The sequence below is a fragment of the Mycoplasma sp. 3398 genome (assembly GCF_053851555.1).
This window is the reverse complement of sequence record NZ_JBSQAW010000001.1, coordinates 99,682-121,853: the sequence shown is the minus strand read 5'-3', so window position 1 is coordinate 121,853 and position 22,172 is coordinate 99,682. Positions and strand designations below refer to the sequence as shown.

Annotated in this window: 7 protein-coding genes; 3 read left to right on the top strand and 4 right to left on the bottom strand. The window is 28.5% G+C overall.

Features of this window, described 5'->3' with window-relative positions; genetic code table 4:
• Window positions 1-36 precede the first annotated feature (36 nt).
• Window positions 37-1,038 (bottom strand): type I glyceraldehyde-3-phosphate dehydrogenase, encoded by a 1,002-nt coding sequence (gene gap / locus ACWXVK_RS00445; protein WP_444704865.1) that lies wholly within the window; start codon window positions 1,036-1,038, stop codon window positions 37-39.
• A 412-nt stretch (window positions 1,039-1,450) separates the two neighbouring features.
• On the opposite strand from gap, the gene ACWXVK_RS00440 reads away from it, so the two are divergent.
• The 3 genes from ACWXVK_RS00440 to ACWXVK_RS00430 are packed head-to-tail and all read left to right on the top strand — an operon-like array spanning window position 1,451 to window position 19,439.
• Window positions 1,451-1,675 carry a hypothetical protein gene (locus ACWXVK_RS00440; RefSeq protein ID WP_438340465.1) on the top strand — a complete coding sequence of 75 codons (225 nt, stop codon included), beginning with the start codon at window positions 1,451-1,453 and terminating at the stop codon, window positions 1,673-1,675.
• Window positions 1,676-1,692: 17 nt separating this feature from the next.
• On the top strand, window positions 1,693-10,596 hold the full coding sequence (locus ACWXVK_RS00435) for a hypothetical protein (RefSeq protein WP_456016866.1): 8,904 nt from the start codon (window positions 1,693-1,695) through the stop codon (window positions 10,594-10,596).
• Window positions 10,596-19,439 carry a hypothetical protein gene (locus ACWXVK_RS00430; protein ID WP_456016865.1) on the top strand — a complete coding sequence of 2,948 codons (8,844 nt, stop codon included), beginning with the start codon at window positions 10,596-10,598 and terminating at the stop codon, window positions 19,437-19,439. The genes ACWXVK_RS00435 and ACWXVK_RS00430 overlap by 1 nt, the downstream gene beginning before the upstream one ends.
• A gap of 128 nt (window positions 19,440-19,567) precedes the next feature.
• Here ACWXVK_RS00430 and ACWXVK_RS00425 read toward each other — a convergent pair whose 3' ends face one another.
• From ACWXVK_RS00425 to rbfA, 3 genes are read right to left on the bottom strand one after another with little or no spacing between them, the layout of a single operon-like run.
• A complete protein-coding gene (locus ACWXVK_RS00425; RefSeq protein ID WP_455993771.1) occupies window positions 19,568-19,999 on the bottom strand; it encodes a 23S rRNA (pseudouridine(1915)-N(3))-methyltransferase RlmH in 432 nt (143 codons plus the stop codon).
• A 9-nt stretch (window positions 20,000-20,008) separates the two neighbouring features.
• Entirely contained in the window at window positions 20,009-21,832 is a 1,824-nt protein-coding gene (mnmG, locus tag ACWXVK_RS00420; RefSeq protein WP_456016864.1) for a tRNA uridine-5-carboxymethylaminomethyl(34) synthesis enzyme MnmG, read from the bottom strand.
• 10 nt (window positions 21,833-21,842) lie between these two features.
• A complete protein-coding gene (rbfA, locus tag ACWXVK_RS00415; protein WP_438340442.1) occupies window positions 21,843-22,172 on the bottom strand; it encodes a 30S ribosome-binding factor RbfA in 330 nt (109 codons plus the stop codon).

The window sequence follows — 22,172 nt, the reverse complement described above, 5'->3', positions numbered from 1 at the left end:
AGAAAAAAACCTGCTTTAAAGCAGGTTTTTTATTGTTTATTTTATGTTAACTAGATGCTTTAATGTTCTTATATATTGATTAACAAACGACGATTCGTTATCATATCATGCATAAACTTTGTATAATTTTTTGCCATCAACTTCTAATGCTTGAGTTAATTGAGCATCAAATATTGAACCAGCGGTTGAACCAATAATATCACTAGAAACAATAGGATCTTCAGTATAGAAAAAAGATTCTGAACTTGCATTTTTCATTGCCTTATTAATTTCCTCGACAGTTGTATCTTTTTTAAGCTCAACAGTAACATCGATAATTGACCCTGTAATAGTTGGAACTCTTAAAGCAATACCATTCATTTTACCCTTTAGCGTTGGGATAACCTTACCTATCGATTTAGCCGCACCTGTTGTGGTTGGAATCATATTTGAGGAAGCAGCTCTCGCTCTTCTTAAATCTGAATGAGGTGCATCTTGTAATCTTTGGTCTGCAGTGAATGAGTGTACAGTGGTCATGAAGCCTTTTTCAATACCGAATTCATTTTCTAAAACATTTAGAACAGGTGCTAGACAGTTTGTTGTACATGAGGCCCCAGAAACAACAACATCGTCTTTTGTTAAAATATTTTCATTAACTGAATAAACTATAGTTTTTACATCCGCGCTTTTTGAAGGGGCCGTAATTAAAACTTTTTTTGCTCCAGCATTAATATGTAGTTGGGCTAGTTCAGTTGTTAAGAATCTACCTGTACCTTCAACAACCACATCGACTGCCAATTGTTTTCAAGGGAGTTGAGCAGGATCTTTTTCACTAAATATTGGAAACTCTTTACCCTCCACAATTATTGATTTTTCAGTGTTTGAAACACTAAATGGAAACACGCCATGAGCTGTATCGTATTTTAATAAGTGCGCTAATGTTTTTGCATCAGTTAGGTCGTTGATTCCAACAATTTCAACATCTGCATCATTTCATATTTTTCTAAAGATTAAACGGCCTATTCTACCAAAGCCGTTAATTGCTATTTTTGCCTTCATTTTATTTATACTCCATAAATAATAAAATAATTAATTTAATATTAATAATTATAATTCTAAATAATTCTAAAATAACTTAAAAAAACAAAATATTAGGGATTTTTATAATATAGATAATTCCTTAAATTGTGTTATATTCTTAAACATTAAAATTTAACAAAATTAGCAATTTTGTCTTAAAAATTATAAATTCTATATTTTAAAAGAAAAAAAAAAAAAAAACATTTTTTAACCCAAAAATTAATTATTTTTTTAAAAAAAGCGCTTAAAATAAGCAAAAAATGCGAACTTAAATAAGTATTTATTTAAAAAATATGTTTTTTAGTTTAAACTATTAAATAAATTTACAAAAATTTTATTGTATTCAATAACAGTTAAATTTTTAATTTAAATAATGGAGGAGGGCAAAATTATGGACAATGTAAAGCCTGTTCATTTAGCAAGCGAAAAAGCCATAAATCGAAAAATAAAGGTATCAATAATCATTGGAACAATTTTTATTCTTTTATTTCTTGCTTTGTTAAGTGTAGCAATAGCATATTTAGCAGATTACTTGGTTTACATGAATACAGATAGTGATGGGCTATTATGAACCGTAGCACAACGCAGTAAAGGTTTATTTAACTTGTTTGGTTAAATAATAAAGGAGGAAACATGAATGAAAGAAATTTAGATTTAGAAAAGAAGCATAGAAAAGTAAAAAAAGGTGTTATTGTAACTTCTTTATTAACTGCAATACCGGCTATTACCTTAGCTGCTATTGTTCCTTTTCTTCACAATACTGAATATAAGTCAATAGATACAAAAGCTCATGATGACTTGGTTCAAGAGCAAAAGAAGGCTAGAATATTTTTAAATAAGTATGATGAAATGCTTTCGGAGCAATCAAAAAATAAATTACAAACAGCAATTAACTATGCAAATCAATTAATCGCAAATAAAATTAGCAATCAAACAGCTGATGCTGTCTCGGCTATTAGAAATATGCTTGATCAAAGAAATATTTTAAGAAGAATGGTAAGTAGTTTAATGCTTGTTGATTCAAACAGTACAAAAGTAGCGCGTGATGCTATAGAACAACTAGGCAATTTAGTTAAGTCACCAGATTTAAAAAATGAGTTTAATAAACAACTAGACATCTATAATGCTAGTCAGCAAACTTATGATGATAAACAAAAATTTGCTGATGAGGTTGAAAAAATAATTGCTAAGCAAGACAAGATAGCATTTGATCTAGAATTAAAAATGAATGTTTTTGTCTTAAAGAATATTCAAAAAACAGATAGACTTAATATCAGTATTAAGAATGTTAAGGTTCTAAAATTAATTGATTTTATCAACGGCAAACTTGAACAAAATGTTTTATCTAGGGATAGTGTTGTTGATGTCTTAGATACATTGTTCACAACACAAAGTAATGATTTATTTAAAGATGAATCAATTAATAATGAAGCTGAAATTCAAAAAATTTATTCACAAATTGTTGAGGCAAAAAACCAAGTTGCAACAATGGATTTAGACCAGACAATAAAACAAATCATTTATGATGAACTAGATGCTATTAAGAAGTTTGTAATAGAAAATAAAGGAAATCTATCATTTGAAGTTATAGGACTGCAAGATTCAAAAAAAATAACGGCTTCACAAGTTATAAGTGACTATATATCAACAATAATCAACAAAACATCAGACTATTTTGGCAGTGATGAAACTACCTTAAACAAGGTGAAAGACTTAATTGCACAAGCAGATAAAATTAAACAACAAGTTGATAGCAAGTTTATTGGTGCTATTGATTTTGCTATTATGCAAGCAAATAATAAGGTTAAAGATGCAGACCCTTCAACCAACAAATTAAAAACTCCAGCATATAAAATTCATTCCGATTTGTATAGGGCGTTAAATGAAATAGCTATTGCGAATAAATTACTTAATGATGCGAAGGAAGAAATTAATAAAATTCAAGATGCAAATTTTAAACAAGAGCTTATTGACAAAATTGAAAATCAAGAATTCAAAAGTAGTGCTGGTTTCTTTGAATATGTTTCAACTATAAATCAGATATTAAGTGATATTGACACTAATAATACCCTTAAAAATTTCTATAAAGAACAATTCAACATATTATCTAAACAGTTGAAATTTACATCTGGAAAAAATAGATACAACAAAACTTTTGTAAATGATGATTCTACGCTTTTAAATGTGCAACAAGCACTTTTAGCTATTAATGAAATTGACTTTGAGAATACTTCTCTTGCCGATTTAAGTAGTAAATTTGAGGAATATAGCGAATATGAAAGAATTGCCAACAAGAAGGAAATTGAAACTATTATTGAAGGAATCGAAGGCGAAGTTTCAAAAATCGTTAATATAAATAAATATTATCCAACAATCAAAAAAACATATGATAGTTTAAAAACTAAATTATTAGGATTGGCTTCAATTTATTCAACTGCAACACGTAAGGAAATGTCCGTTTTTGAAGATGAAAAAGCCATTTTACCTAATGGTCAAAAAGCGATATCGGGTGGTTTAATCAAGGAAGCTCTTGATTTCTTTGATGTTGCAAGGTTGTCGCATCAATCTAGCCCGATTTTTGAAGACAATAACAAGTTATTGGAAGCTATAAAAAAAGAGTGAAAAAATAATCCTGACTCGCCAGTGGCTAAAGATTTATCGTTTAAAACAGCACGTATTAGTGCTGATATTAAATTAATTATGGAAGATTATAAGCTTACCCACGAACAAAAAGAAATAGAGATTGCTAAGCTCAAAAAATTACAGGATGAATATTCTAAGAAAGTGGTTAGTGCTAAAAGATTAGAAAATACAAAGGATGAAACTGCTCAAATTTTGGCTATTGTTAAAAATAAAGAAAAAGTTAAAACATATTTGGGTAAGGAATTAAATGAAATTCAAAAATTGAAGAGATTAGCTGATGAAGCACTAGCCGATCCAACACAACATGATTTGGATGATATTCAATCTAAATTATCAACAGCTTTGAATGATTTTGAAAATAAACGTTCAAAACTCGAATCATCAACTCAATCAGCAATCATTGCTCAACTTATTGATGATACATTTTCGTCTCGACGTGAAGAAGGTAAAACTACTCCTGTTGAATCTAAATTTTTAGAAACATTAAATAGTCTTCAAGCGGAAGTTGATGCTATTAAAGATGATAAAACTTTATCAGAAAAAGAAAAGAGCGACAAGCGCCAATTAATATCCAATAAATTTGATATTTTACGTGAATCTATCGAGGTTGCGGCAACATTCGAATTGTCTATTAAGCAACTTGAAGTCGAAAATAACGAAGCAAAAAAAGTGTATCATGCGCTAAAAGCTGATTCGACTAATAATAATTTATTTAAAACAATGGAAGCAAGAGATCAAATAAGAACAACAGTTGATAGACTCGAAGTTTTAAATACCCAAACAGATGCTTTAATTGAAAAATATCACACAATAATTGAAAAACAATTATATAATCCTGAGATTCATAATAAGACATGAATTACAAAACAAAATGTTGATATCGCTAATCAAACTCAAAAAATTAAACTTGAAGTAGCGAAAGACAAATTAACTAAAGAAAAAATTTTATTAGGAAATAATAAAATTGCTGATGCCGATTTATCCAACAATTTAAAAATTAATAATGATCCGTTTGCTTTAATTAATGGTGATATATCAATATTCGAAAAAGCTAGTGAAGATGGTCTTAGTGCTATTGATAGTGCTCAAAAAACTATTGATGGTATGATTTCAAGCATTGATGCTTTACAAGGCGAACTAAAAGGTTTATATGATAAATTAATCAAAGAAACTGAAGAAGAAAAAATTAAGGTAATTCAAAGGGAAATTGAATCAAAGAACTTCCAAATTGATGGCACAGCACAACGTATCACTTTTAACTATCAAAATATAATTAATGACACTAATAAGATAGTAGCTAAAATTGGTTCACAACATAGTTTACTGGAAAAAACAAAATTGTCTGCTATTGAGTTATCAAAAGTTGATAAGACTAAATATTTTGAGTTATATACCGCTTTTACACAAGTTATAAATGTTAATAGAGGATCGCTGAATGATTCCTTAGCTGAAATTAATGATAAAATTATTTCCTTAAATGAAATTAATGCAAAGATTGAAATATCGAAAGAAGTTAAGGATGCTATTGTACGCTTACAAGTTGTAAGAGATAATCAATATAAATCAGACCAAAATGATAAATCACAAAGATATATTTTTGAAAAGATTGATAAGGAAATAGAAGATGAAATCGCTAAATTTAGCGCTTATATTTCAAATTACCGTACAACAAAGGCTGACCTTGCTAATCAAAAACAAAGAATTGAATATTTAATTAATCAATTTATGGTTAAAAAACAGGAAATTCACAGTTTATTTAATGATGCCAAAAATCGTTTAGAAAAGCAAATTGATAAATTTCTAAATGAAGAAAAAAATAATAATTTTTCGGTTTTAGTACAAACACCTAGTTTAACTAATGGGTCAGAGTTGCAAAAACTAAAAATAAAATTTGATGATTTAATTAGTAGCCAAAAATCAGATCCTCAAGATAAGTTTAATAAATCAAATTATGATAAAGCTAAATTCGAAGAATTGCAAGCATTAGCTTCAAAAGTTGATATTAGTTTTAGAAAAGATGAATTTAAAAATACTAAATCACAAGTTGATAATAAACTAAATGAGCTAAAAAATAAAATGAATGAGTCTCCAATGATTAATTTTGAAAATAACTTAACTATTGAAGGCTTTATTGCAAACATTAGTGAAACTGTCACACACGCAGACAATGAAGTTATGCCTAAGGTTAACTCTACAGATGTAAATGATGTTTTAGCCGAAACTAAACGAATGGAAACACTAGGAAATCTAATCGAAGAACAACTAGCTGTTTCAAAAAGATTACTAGAGCTAAAGAAAAATAATAGTAGAAGTGCCGATGCATACAAACGTCTAGCAGATGCTTTAGTTAAGTCAGTTCCAGGCCAAAATGCTTCTACAGCTCTAATTGAAGATAAAATCACTGAACTACGCAATGCATTTGCAGAATCAGTACCTTTTGAGCAATTAAAACAAAACCAAAGAGATAGATTTGAGGCATTCAAAAAAGAAGTTGAAGGCAAGTTTAATGCGCAAACATATGATTCTATGGTTAAGGAATCATTAATTGGAACTAATGGATTAATTTCAAAATATACTAAAGAACTTGAGGATATTGTTTATAACAATGATAAAGCTAAATATGTTGAAGAAGTTAATGAAGTAAATAAAAAACTTCAAATTGTAAAAACAAATCTTAAAACTATTTTATCGCTAGCAGAGGCAGTTAAGGAAAATGAGGAAAAAGTAGCAAAACTTTCAGTTACTGATGGTCCCATCAAGGATGTTTTTGATAATTTAAAGAAACAATTTGAAACACAAATAAATGATGCTAAGTCTTCATATAATGATCCATCTAAGTTTTCAATTTTAAGTCAAAAGAAAGCTGATTTATCTTCATTAGTTGTGAGATTAGAGAAAATAATTGAATTAAACAATAATATAAAAACTCTAAAAGATGAATCATCAAGCATGACCTATAAAGAAGGCAGAAACAATACTGGTGCAGCCGCTGCTAAAGAGATGCTAACCAAATATGTTGCAAAGTTAGAATCATTTGCAAAAGATTCAAAGGTAAATAGTGACCTAAATCAAATGCAAATTCTAGATGAAATAGTAACCAAATTCAAGAGATTAATCGAAAAACAAAGAACAATCTTATCAACTTATGATTCGTTAGGAGAGTTTAGTTTTGAAGGCCAAAAATATGGTTATGAAATTGATCAGAAAAACATAGGCCAATTTGTAAATGACTCAATTCCCGAACTACCAGCTGATGTATTTGCGCCTATTACTATAACTTCAAAAATTGATGGAGCAACTAAAACGCTGGAAAGCCAACATCTTGCATACCAAGCTTTATATAATTCAAGAAAAACAGCATACACTGAAATTCAAAAAGCATTTAGTGATGAAAATAATATGCTAACAACATTGGATAAATATAAGGACAAAACCCAAACGATTTTTGATGAACTTAAAAAAGATAGAACTACTAGATTCAAAGAGAGATTAGATGCTATTTCAAAGGTTATTAATGCTACTGATATAAATGCGATTGATAATATAAAATCAGAAGTTTTATCTTCACATTCACTATTTGAAAAGTATGCTGATTTGGCTGTTGTTGTTGCAAGTGCTAAGGAACAAGTCACAAAAGGTAAGGCTGCAACAAACAAATCAGAAGCTTTAACCAATGCTATTCAAACTCTTGAAACAGAATTTAATAATGTTGAAAAAACACAAGCAGCACAATCAAAAGATAATTTTTACTTTGGAGTTTTGATTACTCTTGAAATTGAAGCAAAACATAAATTAATTGAAAGTAATGCTAAGAAGATTGATATTTTAATTTCATATTCAGATAAATTAAGTAAATTAACAAGCTCAAATGACCTAGATGAAGAAGCTAAAAAACCATTAAGAAAAATTCTTGATAATTTATTAGTTGAATTAGGCAACCGCGATGCTATTGATGTTCGTGGCTTGGAAGCCCTAAAAGAAACTTATTTAGAAGTAGGAAAAAATAGCTTTGATATTAGTCTAAAAAACAGCATCGAACTTAAAAAGGCTATAACTCAAGCAGAAGCATTTATACCAACTAGCGCCGATAATGCTTACAAGACCAAGGAAAGTGCTACAATGATGAATTTATATACTTTGTTGCAGAAAGCGGTCGATGAAGCTAAAAATAATTTAAAAAATGAGACACATAATGAAGAAAATAAACTAGCTTCTATCTTTAAACTTACAAATCCAACTGAAAGTGTAATTCAAAAACTTAAGGATCAAAAACGTGAAGAATTACGTGAGTTAAAAGTGCAAATTGATGAAGCAAATAATTTTCTAACTTCTTCATACACGAATATTGGATTTGATAAAACAAAGACGCCTTTGCAAGACAGTTTTACTAATGATGCAGTTTCGTTGTCAACTAATTTATCTCTTGATACGTTAGCAAACATTAAAGATGCTAACGAAAAATTATTAAAAGCCAAAGAAGCTCTTACAAATCAAATAGCTGCAATCATTAAATTCGAAAAAAATCATTTAACTATTGTCAAGAATAGATTGGATTCGTATGTTAAATTGTTTAAATCACAACAAGTTTCAATAGATAATAGTAATAAGCAATTGACTACTGAGCGAGCTAAAAAATTAAGTGTTTTATTTAATATTGATAAGTTGATTAATGGTTTTGAAAATAATGTGAACTTAGCTGATCAAGTTTTAAATAAAGATACTTCAAACTATAAGTTAATTTCACAAGAGTTAAGAAATACCTCAAATACCTTAGAAAATGACTATCAAGCTATTAAAACATTAACAAAGAATGCTGCCGAACAATTGAAGATCCAAATTAATTCATTTAATGAAGAAATGAAAGATCAAAGTACGAACAATATCTTTAAAATAATAAAATTATTAGATGAAAAATTAAATACTACAAGCAGTGATAATATTAATGGTATAAATGAGATTAAACAAAATATTCAAAAGATAAACCAAGCAAATACTGCTCTTCCTTCTGATTTTAACAATCTTGCAGTACAGAAATTAAATATAAACTTTAATCAAGATATTAATGCCTCGACTGAGAACGCAGTAAAAGATGATTTTAAGAAATACTATGAAGCTATTGAAAAAATAATTACCGCTCTAGAAGCAATCGATAATCTAATATATGGTTCTGGTAATTTGGATGCCGCTAAAAAAGCAGTTGGTAATTTAATTAATTTCTATACTGAGGTTGTTTCTAAAAGTGTGCTTGAGCATATGCTTAATTTGGTCGCTGGAGATAATTTCAAACAAAACAATTCATCAAATAGTGTCTTTGCTAATATAATTAACTCATACAACGCAATACATAATTCAGCCGTAACGCAACAATCAAATACAGATAAGGCATTGATGAATAAAAACTCTTCTGTAGCTGCTAAGCAAGAAGCACTAAAAGCTATTTTTTCAAATCTTAATAATTTAAATAGCTGAATTAATGATTCAAGCAATAATATCTTCTTATTTGATTATTTGAATAAAAATAATGCTGAGAAAATAAGGGAAATAAAACCTAAATCAAGTACTTTGTATGAAAACTTTGTTGAAGAAATTAACAAGATAAATAATCAATCAAATGTAACTGAATTAGATATCACGCAAAATCAAGGATTGCTTGACTTATTTGACGTCTTTGCTATTCTAAAAAATAACGGAAATTTACCTTACAATACCACTAATGTTAGGGTGTTTATTACAAGAACTGCAACTTCTAATTCATGAGCACCTGAATTCTTACAAACAGATACTTCAACCAAGAAGACAAAAATTAATCTTAAGGTTGTATATAAGCATCCTTCAAGCCATTCAAATCAAAACTTTTTCAATGATGTAGCTGATAGAACTTTAACATTTAATGATGTTTGAATTACATTTAAAACTTTGCCATTCTTTAGGGTTACAAAAACTGATTTAGGGCAAGAAAACCAAACACTTAATACAAATAAAATTTTTGTTAACAATCACAAAATATTTGAGGCAAAAAAAGCAGGTTGAAACAATAGAAATATGAATGTTAACCTAATGAATGCCATTGCGGAAGGTGCAAATAAACATCTATTAAACCACAATCTTAAATTCATTCGTGAGGATGTTTCGTTTAGTAGTCAGCAATGAGATGATTTATTATTTGGTAAGCTTCAGAAGCCGCAAAATGTTGATTTGTATAAATTAACATTAGAAGAAGCGATGGAGAGTAAATACACAAACTTTGATCTTTCAAATTCGCATAATAACTTAAAATATAAAATTAAAATAGATAATTCAAAAAGCTTTATCTTCGCTGAAAATGGTAGTGGTAGACAATTCAAACATGCAATGTTATCGAATGGTAAAATGTTTTCATATTGAACACAAACGGGCGCCGATCTTGATTTTATATCTAATACCTTTAGAAACTGAATTCCTTTTGGCTATACAATACCAGTTGTTTTTGAGGAAGATGGAAGAATGGATTTTGGTGTGCTACACACATGATATGAATTATTAATTCGAAATAATATAAATAAAAATGATGCATCATTTAAAATGACTTTATCGGGTCACTCAAAATGATATTTCTATCCTCCAAAAGATACTACGGAGGAAAATGAAATAAATAACAATCCACTAGTTAAAGCTCATCCAAATGATGTTAATATTAAGGCATATGTTTTTGCCGAAATGTTTGCGGCAAAGTGAACTGATAAAACAAGACAAGCAAACAATCAACAAGGGTGTGGTTATCCTGACTACCATCAAAATAATAATCCAAAAGGTAAACGTGGTGGAAAAGAATGGAATGAACCACAAATTTTAAAGGCATATGATCATTTTGATTTCATGGTAAAAATTCATGAAGATAAAGAAGGGGATAAATAATGAACAAAATAACTAAGAAAAGAACGGCTGCTGTTGTTATGGCAACCATTGCTACTGCATCAACTCTTGTAGCAATGTATTTGACTAACTCTAACCATAAAACTACCGCTCCAAAAATTAATGACAGATTATTAAAACAACTTGAAAATAGTAATCTACTTTTTAATAAAGTGGTTGAGAAATTATCCTTCAGTCCAAAACAACAATCGCAATTTAATAATCTTAATAACCTTGTTAAATTAACATTATCAAATCCTGAGTCATCTGCTGTTGAAAAATTTATTGCCTTAGATAACATTAAAAATTTTCAGAAAGATTACATAATTAAATATGTTAAAAGATTAATAAATAGTGAAGAACTTAGTAAAAATGATTTAAAAAACATTGAAGAATTATTGAGAGATCAGGCATCAAGAATTAGGGAAATAGATATTAAGAATCAATTTGATTCAGTCGACTTAACCGATATAAAAATAAGCCTTTCAAATCTTAATCAATTAAGTAAAGAACAACAATTTAATTGAATTAATAAATACAGTGAGTCATTAAGCGCCAAAACTGAATTGCAAAGGGAATTAATTGAAAAATATTTATTGGTTCCAAATAATAGTTTTGATGAAAATATTGCTGAATTAAAGAAAATGCTGCCAACAAAAGCATTACGTGGTGATATTGAGCAAATTATTAAACAAATTGAAGATGATATATTGTTTAATGATTTTAGAATTAATGATATATCCATAAATAAGCAATTGGTTGAAAATAAATTAATGGATATTAGAAGCATGACTAAATATGCAGAATTCAATGATTTTTATGAAAAAACAATTCATAGTATTGAAAAAAGTGTTGATGCTAATATCTTATTTATTACATCAGAAATTCTTAAGAAGTCCATTGATAGAAAAACTGATAAGAATTTATCTGAACAACTTCAGTTGCTTGGTGATCAAATTTTATTAACCAATTCTGTGTATCAAAATAAGAATGTGTTTGATCAAATGATTACATTTGTAATTAGAAATGAAATGATTACGCAAGAATCTCTAAATGAAATTTTAAATTATCAAGTAACTAAAAATTACATAGCTTTATTCGATTATTACAAGAATATCGTTTCTATTAAAATTGATAATTCATTAACAATAGCTGATCTAAAATTAGCCAAAGCAAACTTTGATATTTATGAAAAGGCTTTAAATGATAAAGAAACCTCTTTAAAACAAATCATTGATGATTTTGGTTTATTTGTTCAATATGTAAAGAATGTGAATATTAATAATTTAACTCAACATTTTGAATCTATTTTAAAAGAGAAAACATATAAAAATTTAATTAATATTGTCGATTTTGATAAACACAATAAACAAGAAATTATTAATAAAGTGATTGATTTTATGAATAGAATCAATTATGTGCAATATGTTGATAATGAAATTTCAAATGTTATTAAAGAATTTACGCAAGTCCATAAAAATAATCCTAAATTACTAAATGAACAAGAATTAAATATTCTTCTTAAACAATTAAGTGATTTATATAATCCTAATATTAGCATTAGTGAAGTCCAAAAAAGAGTAGTAGAAATCAATAATCTAGCCTCAACATTGGTTGAAACTAGACTTGAATTAGCTAATATTGCAAGAGAGATTGAAGATACTATTATTAATATTAATGGTTTTGATGCCAATACTAAGACTAAGTATTTAAGCAAGGACGTTCTACAAAAAGCAACTGATTTAAAAAACCAAATTTTAAGCGAGAACATTCTTTCTGACTTATCTACACAGCAAATTATTAGTAAAAAATATAGTATTAGGGAACAACTAAGAACTTTGCAAAAGGCACAGTTAGCTTATTTACAAGAAAGAACGTCGCAAGAAATTGCTAAATTAAAAGAATATGATTTATTAAAAATAAGTCAATTAACTAGTGAAAAGTTAAATAACATAAAAACTCAAAGTGTTGACATTAATTTACTAGCTAAAATCTTTGAAAAATTAAATATTGATTCAAAAAAAATAACATCAATTAATTATAATCCCATTGTTTCAAAAGATATTCTTAACCAAATTCAAAAATATAAACTAATAGCAATTATAGAAACTACTCGTTATCAAAATGATGCCGCAAAAACACGCAGTGAAGTTGAGGACTATGCACTTTTAACATTTAATCCAACAAATGAAAAACCACATTCTTATACTGATTATGAACAAACGCAGTTGGATAAATTGAATAGTACAAAAAAAATTCTTGCTGACCGTGCTACGCAAATAAATAATTTATTAAATGATGTATTATTGAAAGGTTTTGAATTCGATAATCAAAAAGCTAATCAATTCAGCAATACAAAGTCAATTGATAGCGTAATTGGCATTACAAATAGCATCCAAGAAAGTGCAAAAATTATCAGAAAAGTTAATTCTACCTTAAATGAGTTGGATAAATTAATTGATGAAATTAAAGATGATGATGAAATTAAACATCAATTTGCACAAGATTTTGCAGAAATTGAAAAAGTAAAATCTGATATTAAAATAGCGCTTCAAGCAACACCTGTTGATTTTGAATTAGTTAATAAATTAAGTAATCTTGCAGATGAAAAATTAAAAAATCTAAGAGATAAGAGAAAAGACAGCAGCCTCGAATCGCAAATAAAGAGTATTGAAAAACTAATTAATAAAAATTATCAACATGAGGATTCATCACAGCCGATTTCCGAAGGTGAAACATCGTTGCGTTATGCTTATAACGAATTATTAAATCAGTCTCGCCAACCGGGGTTATCAAAAGCTGAAAAAGATGAAATTCTTGATAAGGTAAATAAGATTAAGGCTATGGTCTCTTATGTTAAAGATATTGAAAACAATATTGCTAGATTTGAAAAAACTTCTGATGAATATAATGCTCATACTGACAAACGTTCAAGAGTTCCACAAGCCATTGCCTCATCAGAGAGAACCAAAAATGAAATTGATTTAGTTATAAGACAGATTGCTAATGTTAATAATCTTCCTGATGTTGCCAAGGTCGCTGATTCTGCACGACAATCCAAGGCCATAAATGATGATTTAGACTTGGCATTTCATAAGGATCAGATTCGAGCAAGAAATGAAGATGTTCAATCTAAATCATATCCATCTTTAACTAATCTAAAACCTATAGAAGCTAAGGTTAATGATGCAATCAAGCAGATAGACACATATGCCAAAGGGAAAGAATCTACAACCTCTGATGTTACTGCTCAAGATGCTGTTAAGATTTTAACTGGACAAACGCAACTTATTGACGTAGTTAAGAGAGCAATTCTTGAATCTGATAAAATTAAAAATTCTCCTTCATTAGTAGAAACCGAATCCGCCAAGGATGCTAATGCTTTATTAGATGAGATTGATAAAAATCTACCTGATAACTCTGATACTATTGAAATTATTAATAAAAAAATGAAAGCAATCGAAGATGCTATTGTTATTTCACAATCAAAACATGAATTGCGTAAAATTGTAATTAATGATTTAGTCAATGTTTTATCAGAGGAACAACAAAAATATAAGATCCTTGAAGTAGTTAAGGATAAGGTTGCTGCCGCAAGAGAAACATATGAAAAAATACTTTCAGTTAACTCATCATCTGGTGGTGAAACTTACACACCTGAAAGTCTTGCTTCAAAGGTTAGTGAATTAAATGAACTTGTTAAAAATTTGTCGAAAGAACGTGATGACCTAATTAAAAAATATCGTGAAGAGAAAGCTCGGATTGATCTTGAAGTTATTCAATACGATAAAAAGTCATTTCATAATTTGCCTAAACCAGACTCACTAACGAATTTTGAAAATTATGAAAAAGCTCGCCAAAAATATGCGATGGATATAAATGATCCGATAAACTCAACTATTGAATCTATTAAAGAAAATGAAAGAGCAATGGTTGCTGGATATCATAAAGATATTGTTTTAATTTCTCTTGAAAAATATAAAGAATTTGTTAAAACGGATGTTGATAAACTAAATAATTCAACAGAAAAAACCTTTATCAAATCGCATTCAGATAGATTTTTAGCTAGAATTAATAATCAGTTATCAGTTGATATTGATTTTACAATAGCACAAGGTCTAATTGTTAATATTAACGAGATGTTAAAATTCCATACGCTTCAAATTGATGTAGCTACTGAATTAGAACTATATCAAAAAGATTCGAATACTGATGTTAATAAGAGGGCAATTGCTGAGCTTAAGGCATTGTTGAGTGATGAGCACACCCCATTAGAAACTCTAAAAATAAAACAACAAAATGAGTATGTTTTAAAGGAACTAACACGCATCAAGGAAGAAGCTGGACTTAGAGCAAGAAACAAACAAAAAGCTCTTAGCTTATTGCAACACTTTGAAAACTTTAGAGCATTACCAGGACTAAATAATGGTCAAAACCAAAACCGTGTGATAGTTGATACACTTTCTAAACAAATTTTTGGAAATAAAAGCGTTGAGCTTGGTGATTTAGCTGACAACTTCTTAGTTACAAATACAAAGGAAGCTATTAATCAAATTCTTAATTCAAATCTTCAATCAACAACCAAAGCTCAACTTGTACAAGTAAGAACCAAAATTGAAGCAATTGAAAAGATCAAGGAATATTATGATGCACTTGCTTTAATTATCGGGTCCGCTGAAACGGTGATTAGTGCTGCTGGTTCATCAGTAACTGATACTGTAAACTCGTATATAACACAAGATCTTAATCCTTTATTATCACAGGCAAGAGAATTATTTAAGATAGTGGTAACAGATAATTCAAAAACTTCTGATGAATTAGCAGAGTTAAATAAACAGAAATTTATTGGCCTAATTAAAAAAATTCAGGTTTCAAAAGAGCGTATTCTAGATGTGATTGAAATAACTGAAAAAATCATTGATAAAATTAAAGAAATTAATAGTGATCTTGATTTCTATAGTCTTGAATCAATAAGCGGTACGAGAAATAACGATAAAATTGATAGTTGATTAAATGTTTTATTAGCAGATGCTGCTAACAACCTTTCAGAGACAACTGATATGCAAAAAGCCCAAAGAATTGCTAATGTTAAGGCAAGGGGTGAAGAGGCTCTAAAATTAACTCAATTATTAAAGCAAGTGTCTTCAAATGTTGCTACTTGAAGACTTGAACGTCAAGGGTCAACAAATTATGATGCAACCCAATTTGATGAGAATAAAGTAATTCAATATATGTGAGCTGCCTTACCAAATATTGGTCAAAATCCAACTCAGGCTGAAATTAGTGTATTTATTAATGAATTAACTAATAAGGTTTCTGAACAAACTAAGATTCGTCAAACTCGTAAGGACTTATTTGATGGTATTAATAACATTAAAAATTCTACTTCATATCAAAATGCTAAGCAATATCTAACTTTAATAACCTCATTAAATAAGCAAATCGACGATATTGTTGATTCTTCAACAAATAAAGAAGAAACAAATAGTGTTGAAAAATTAGCGCAAAACTTGAATAAGATTAATAATCTAAAGGCGTTTTTATCAAAATTAGTTGAATTAGCTTCAAAAGCGACAGAAATTGAACAATTTGTAAGTGCTTTTGTACCACTAGATGTTACTGTTGACAATAATAAGATGGAACTTGAAAATGAACTAATAACAGTTAAAACATTTTATACATCTGATATTCCATCTGCTGACAAAGCAGAAGAAGCGTCAAACAGTATAGATAAGAAGATCAAAAAGCTTGAACTTTTGAAGGCTCGCTTGGAAGTTTATCAACAGCTAGCTAGTGTTAAACTTAAAATAAAGAATGATACTGTAATAATAACAAGTGAGAAAGACGTAATTAATAAAAAAGTTACCAATTTTGAGAACGAATTGAAGGCAATTAAATTAGATGAAAATACTGATCCAAATACATTTGCTAACTTAGCGCAAAAATGATTAAATGGTACAGGAAATGATTCGATTGAATATGTTTTAACAAATTCGAGAACACTAGCTTATAAATATCAAGATGCCCAAAATATCCTTGACTATAAACAAACTGGTTTAAATGAGTTGCTTGATTCTAATGCTGTTAAGGAAGCATATACGCAACTTCAAAAATTAATTACTGAATCAAAAGAATTAAATAAAAATATTAATAATGATGAATTAGCAAAACTTGGTCAAATTAAGAAAATTCAGGATAAAATTGATCATCTTGTTAATGAAAAAGCGAACTCAGTAAGACAACTTCGTACTAAAACCAGAGAACTTCATGATAAATTATCAAAACAAGGAACAAATGAGGTACAAACCGGGGTATTATTGTCTACATTTTTAGAAAACGCCGTTAACTCTCTAAATATCGATAATGTTAAGACAAGAGACAATACTTATCCTGAGGCTGTTGAAACAATTAATAAAATAAACACTTCTTTAAGAAAAGCCCTTGATGAGTACAAGAAGCAAATTATTGCTACTTTTGATACACAACAAACACTTTTAAATACCGAATTTCAAAAGCTTGTTGATTTTAATGCAAATATAATTAATGATACGTTATGAACACAAAGCGCTAAAGATAAATTAACAACATTAGGAAATTTAAAAACAACTATTGAAACTTTTATTAACCAAAATAAAAACTTCAAGAATACCGTTGATAGTAAATATATTTCAATTGACTCACAAAATTCCTTTATAACAGATTTTGTTAATTCTAATCTTGAAAATATTAAATTAGCTAAAGAAGTAAAAGAGCAACTTATACAAAAAATAAAAGCAGATATTGCTCAAATGATTGAGGAAAATACTGGTTTTATCTTCAAAATAACCGCTACATTTGATAAATATAATAATGCATTTTCAAGTTCAGTCTCAACTAAATTATTTGAAAAAGCAGGATTTGAAAATTCTAAGAAGTTATTTGATGAGTTAAAAACTAAATTTGAATTATTGAAGAATAAAAATTCAATGATTAAAACTACTGAATCTGCTCCTGATTTACAAAGATATGCTTTTGAAACAAAAGAATTAATTAATGGATACGATAATTTAGTTAGTGAATTTAAGTCAGAATTAGTTGGATTATTGAATAAAAGACAAAATTTAAATGATATATATCAATTATTATTTAAATCATCAGTTAAATGAAAAAGTAACACTGATAAACTTAGTGCGCTTGAAACTCAATATACTCAAAATTACGATTCATTGGCTAGTGAAAAAGATAAGATCACTAAGGAAAAATCTTCAGATATTATTAATGATACATTTTTATCTGAAAAAACAAATAATGCTCTAAGTAATATTGAATCTAAGCTAAAGGTATTACTAGATTGAACCAATACAAATAGCAAGTTGTTTTATGAAAATATATTAGGTGAAACAGGTAGTGATACAAGTGTTAATAAAACTAAACCATATTATCAAATTTCTGCTAAGTCTGGTATCACAAGAGAGGAGTTTGATAGAAGATTAGAACAATTAGTTCCAAAAAATAGTGAAAATGAACTTGATATTACAAATTTAGATGGTTTTCTTGAATTATTTAATAAATTTGCCTTTACTAAGATTGATGGAGATTCAATTTATAATCCTTTAAACTTTAAGGTTAAATTAATTAAAGATACTAACACTGCTAAATTTGTTAAACCAGGCAGTTCAAGTATTGCAGAAAAAACAAATACCCTTAAACTTCGTTATGAATTTAAACCAACTAACCTGGAGATATTTAAAGAATTCTCAGGATTTTCAATAGAAAAGGATGTTGATATAACATTCAAAACAAAACAAGACCTTGAACTTCCTGCCGGTACATCTAGCCTATTCTTTAAGGATTATAATAAAGGTAATTTAGGTAAACAATCTAAACAAGTCATTGGTAAAGCTGATGAATTAGGGTGAACTCAAACAGATGCTGATGAAATTAAAAGACAAACTATTAATACATTTAAAAAGGCACTAGGTCTTGAAAACTCTAATGATGCTGTAATTATAAATTATAAAACTAGAGAAATATTTGATTATAAAAACAATGGCGGCAATGCAAATAACCCTACAGTTACAAAACGTAATGATTGAATAGACAAAGCTAACTTTAATATTAAGTTTCAATTTCCTGAATTCGATGTTTACCAACAATCCACATCAGTTACATGAGAGTCGGAAAATCAAATACTAAGAATAAGAGTTATTAATGATAGTTTAATTCAAGTTGAAGCAATATTACCTGGAAAATTGTTAGTTGGTCCACAAAATTACACAAACAATAAAAATACCATTTTTGATACAAATGGTAATGAAATTACTAATGCAAATTCACAAACCTATGATTCAACTAAAACTATGCCGGTTTCAGCAATATATACATTGAGATTAGGCGTTGATTATGATTCAAATACAAAAGATGTTTCATTGTTTGTCAATCGTTATGAAAGCTTTAATGTTGCAAAAAATAAAAGTTTACATGATGATTCAATAACACCTACTTCTGTATTTATGTCTAATAGCAACAACGCTCAATCAAAAGCGTATGTTTGATCTAATTATGACTTTGCCAAATGACTGTCTACTCATCCTACAAGTTGGCAAACACCAGATAATGCTGATAGTAGCCATAAATCGCCACTTGATCACCCTAATAACGGATTTAGACATAGTGGTGGTTCAAATAAAGAATGAGATCATATGTTAGGCAACGACCTTTGAGTAAAAAATACAAGATCATCAGGGACTTATATATGAACAAATAATGCCAACCAGCAAATAATTCAAGATAGTGAAACCGAAAAACTAGCAGTAGTTTATAACTCTGGTATTATTAATTTTGAATTTAAAGATTTAAAGAAATAATGCTTAATTTTAAATCAAAACCTATAAGATGTAAAGGTTTTGATTTTTTTGTTTTAACTTCGTCAATAGATCCCCAAATGTCTAGAGAAAAAAATCAAATAAAAAAATTACACCAAAATTTGGTGTAATTATTTATGATATTTAATATTTTTCTTAATGGCTAATCCACGATAAATTTGTTCAATTAACATGATTCTAAATAACTGATGTGGGAAGGTCATTCTGGAAAAACAAATTTTATTTTTAAATTTTGTTTCATCTACGCCATTTGACCCGCCAATAATAAAAGTTAGATTATCTTCAATAAGTATATTAGAAAATTCCTCACTACTCATTTGTTTTCCTTGTAATGAAAGATAAAAAACTTTTGAATTTTTTGGTATTTTTGTTAATATTGCTTCAGTTTCCTTTGCAATTTTAATATCAATATTATCATTAATAATTTCTTTAATTTCAATTAAATTAATTGTTGCTAAAAAGTTTATTTTTTTTAAATATGAATCATAAATTTTCTTAATATCTGAATTTAAAGAACCAACTGCAATTAAGTTTATTTTCATTTTTATTTTTTATTTTTTGCGGTTATTTAGATAGAACATTAGCATTTGTATGTCGGAAGGGTTAATTCCACTAATTCTTGTTGCTTGTCCAATAGTTGAGGGTCTAATTTTTTCAAGTTTTTGTCTTGCTTCTGTAGCGAGATTATCTACCAAGGAATAATTTATATTTTCAGGGATTTTTAGATTTTCCAGGCGAATCATTTTTTCAGCAGCTGTTTCTTGTTTTTTAAGATATCCAAATAGTCTTACTTGAATTGTTAATTCTTCAATGAAGGGAAAATCATTTCCTAAGATATCTATTGGGTCTGTCTCAGGATTGGCAAGTAACTTAAGGTAAGATTGGCCATTGATAACGTTATATTTAATGCCTAATTCACTCTTTGAAGACACATATTTATTTTTAAGTTCTTCAATTGTTGTTTGAATAAGATTATATTTATTAACAATTTTTTGATATTCTTCTTCATTTATCATTTTATTGTCATAAGCATATTGGCATAATCTTTCATCAACATTGTCATTTCTTAATAATAATCGATATTCTGAACGACTTGTTAACATACGATATGGCTCTGTGGTGCCTTTGGTAACGATATCATCAATTAAGACACCGATATAGGCATCGCTTCTTTTAATTTCCATAGAAGGCATATTTTGAATCTTATTTGCTGCATTAATTCCAGCTATTAAGCCTTGGGCCGCTGCTTCTTCGTAACCACTTGTCCCATTAGGTTGTCCGGCCGAAAAAAAGTTTTCTAACATTTTAGATTCTAGCGATTTATATAAATTAAGTGGATTAATAGCATCATATTCAATGGCGTATCCATATTTTTGGATTCTACAATTTTCTAATCCAGGTACCGATCTAATCATTTCATCTTGGACATCGACAGGCATTGAAGTGGATAAGCCGTTAATGTACATAATGTCGCCTTTTTTAGTTTCTGGTTCAAAAAATATGTGGTGTGTTTCCTTGTCTTGAAATCTAACAATTTTGTCTTCAATGCTAGGGCAATATCTTGGTCCGATACCAATAATTATTCCAGAATATAATGAGCTTTTATCAAGGTTTTTTAGTACTATTTCTTTAGTTTTGGCTGTTGTATGAGTTAGAAAACAAGAAGTTTGTTCATCTAATTTTATATTACTTCGCTTGGAAAAACAAAGTTCAGTTTTATCTAGAATTTCTCTTTCTACTTTTGTAAAATCAATACTATCAGTATAAATACGACAAGGAGTTCCGGTTTTTAATCTTTGGATTTCAAAACCATATTTAGCTAAATTTTTGGATAGAGTTGAACTATTTTTTTCACCGTCAGGACCATCGTTTTTAATATCGGTGCCTCGCAGGATGCGTGAGTTCATATAGACACCGGTTGTCATAATTGTGACTTGCGAGTGTATATCGCCGTGTTTTAAAGTTTTAACACCAACACATTTTTTGTCAACTATGATTAGATCAGAAACTTCATCTTCAATTAAAACAATATTATTTTCTTTTTTTACAGCATTTAGAATTATTTGTGAATATTTATCTTTGTCTATTTGGGCCCTAAGCGATCAAACAGCTGGGCCTTTTGAAGTATTTAACATTTTAATTTGGATCATGGATAGGTCGGCAAAAAAGCCCTGAACTCCTCCTAGGGCATCGATTTCACGAGTAATAATTCCTTTTGCCGATCCACCGATTGATGGATTACAAGGTAGCATTGCTAAGCGGTTAGTATTTAGAGTTATTAAGGCTACTTTTAGATTTCTTTTTGCTAGTGCAAAAGTTGCTTCGATTCCGGCATGACCACCACCTATTACGATAGCATCATACTGATTGTTCATTTATTAAGTACTATTCCTTAATATCTTTAAGTATTTTTTCAATTCTTGCAGCTTCAGGCTCAACTTTATCAATTAAAAATACTAGTTCTGGTAATTTTTTATATTTTCAACTTTTAGCTACAACTGAACGAATAAATGGCGCCATTGAAGTCACTTTGTCAAAGTATCTTTCCTTGTCTTTAAATAAGGTTATATATACTTTAGCATGTGATCCATCGTTTGATAAAATTACGTCGTTAATTGAGATGTTTGTTACATCAAAATCTTTTAATTCAAAAAAACTATTTCCAATTAATTCTAATAATAATTGAGTTTTTCTTTCATGCATAATTGCGTTCAT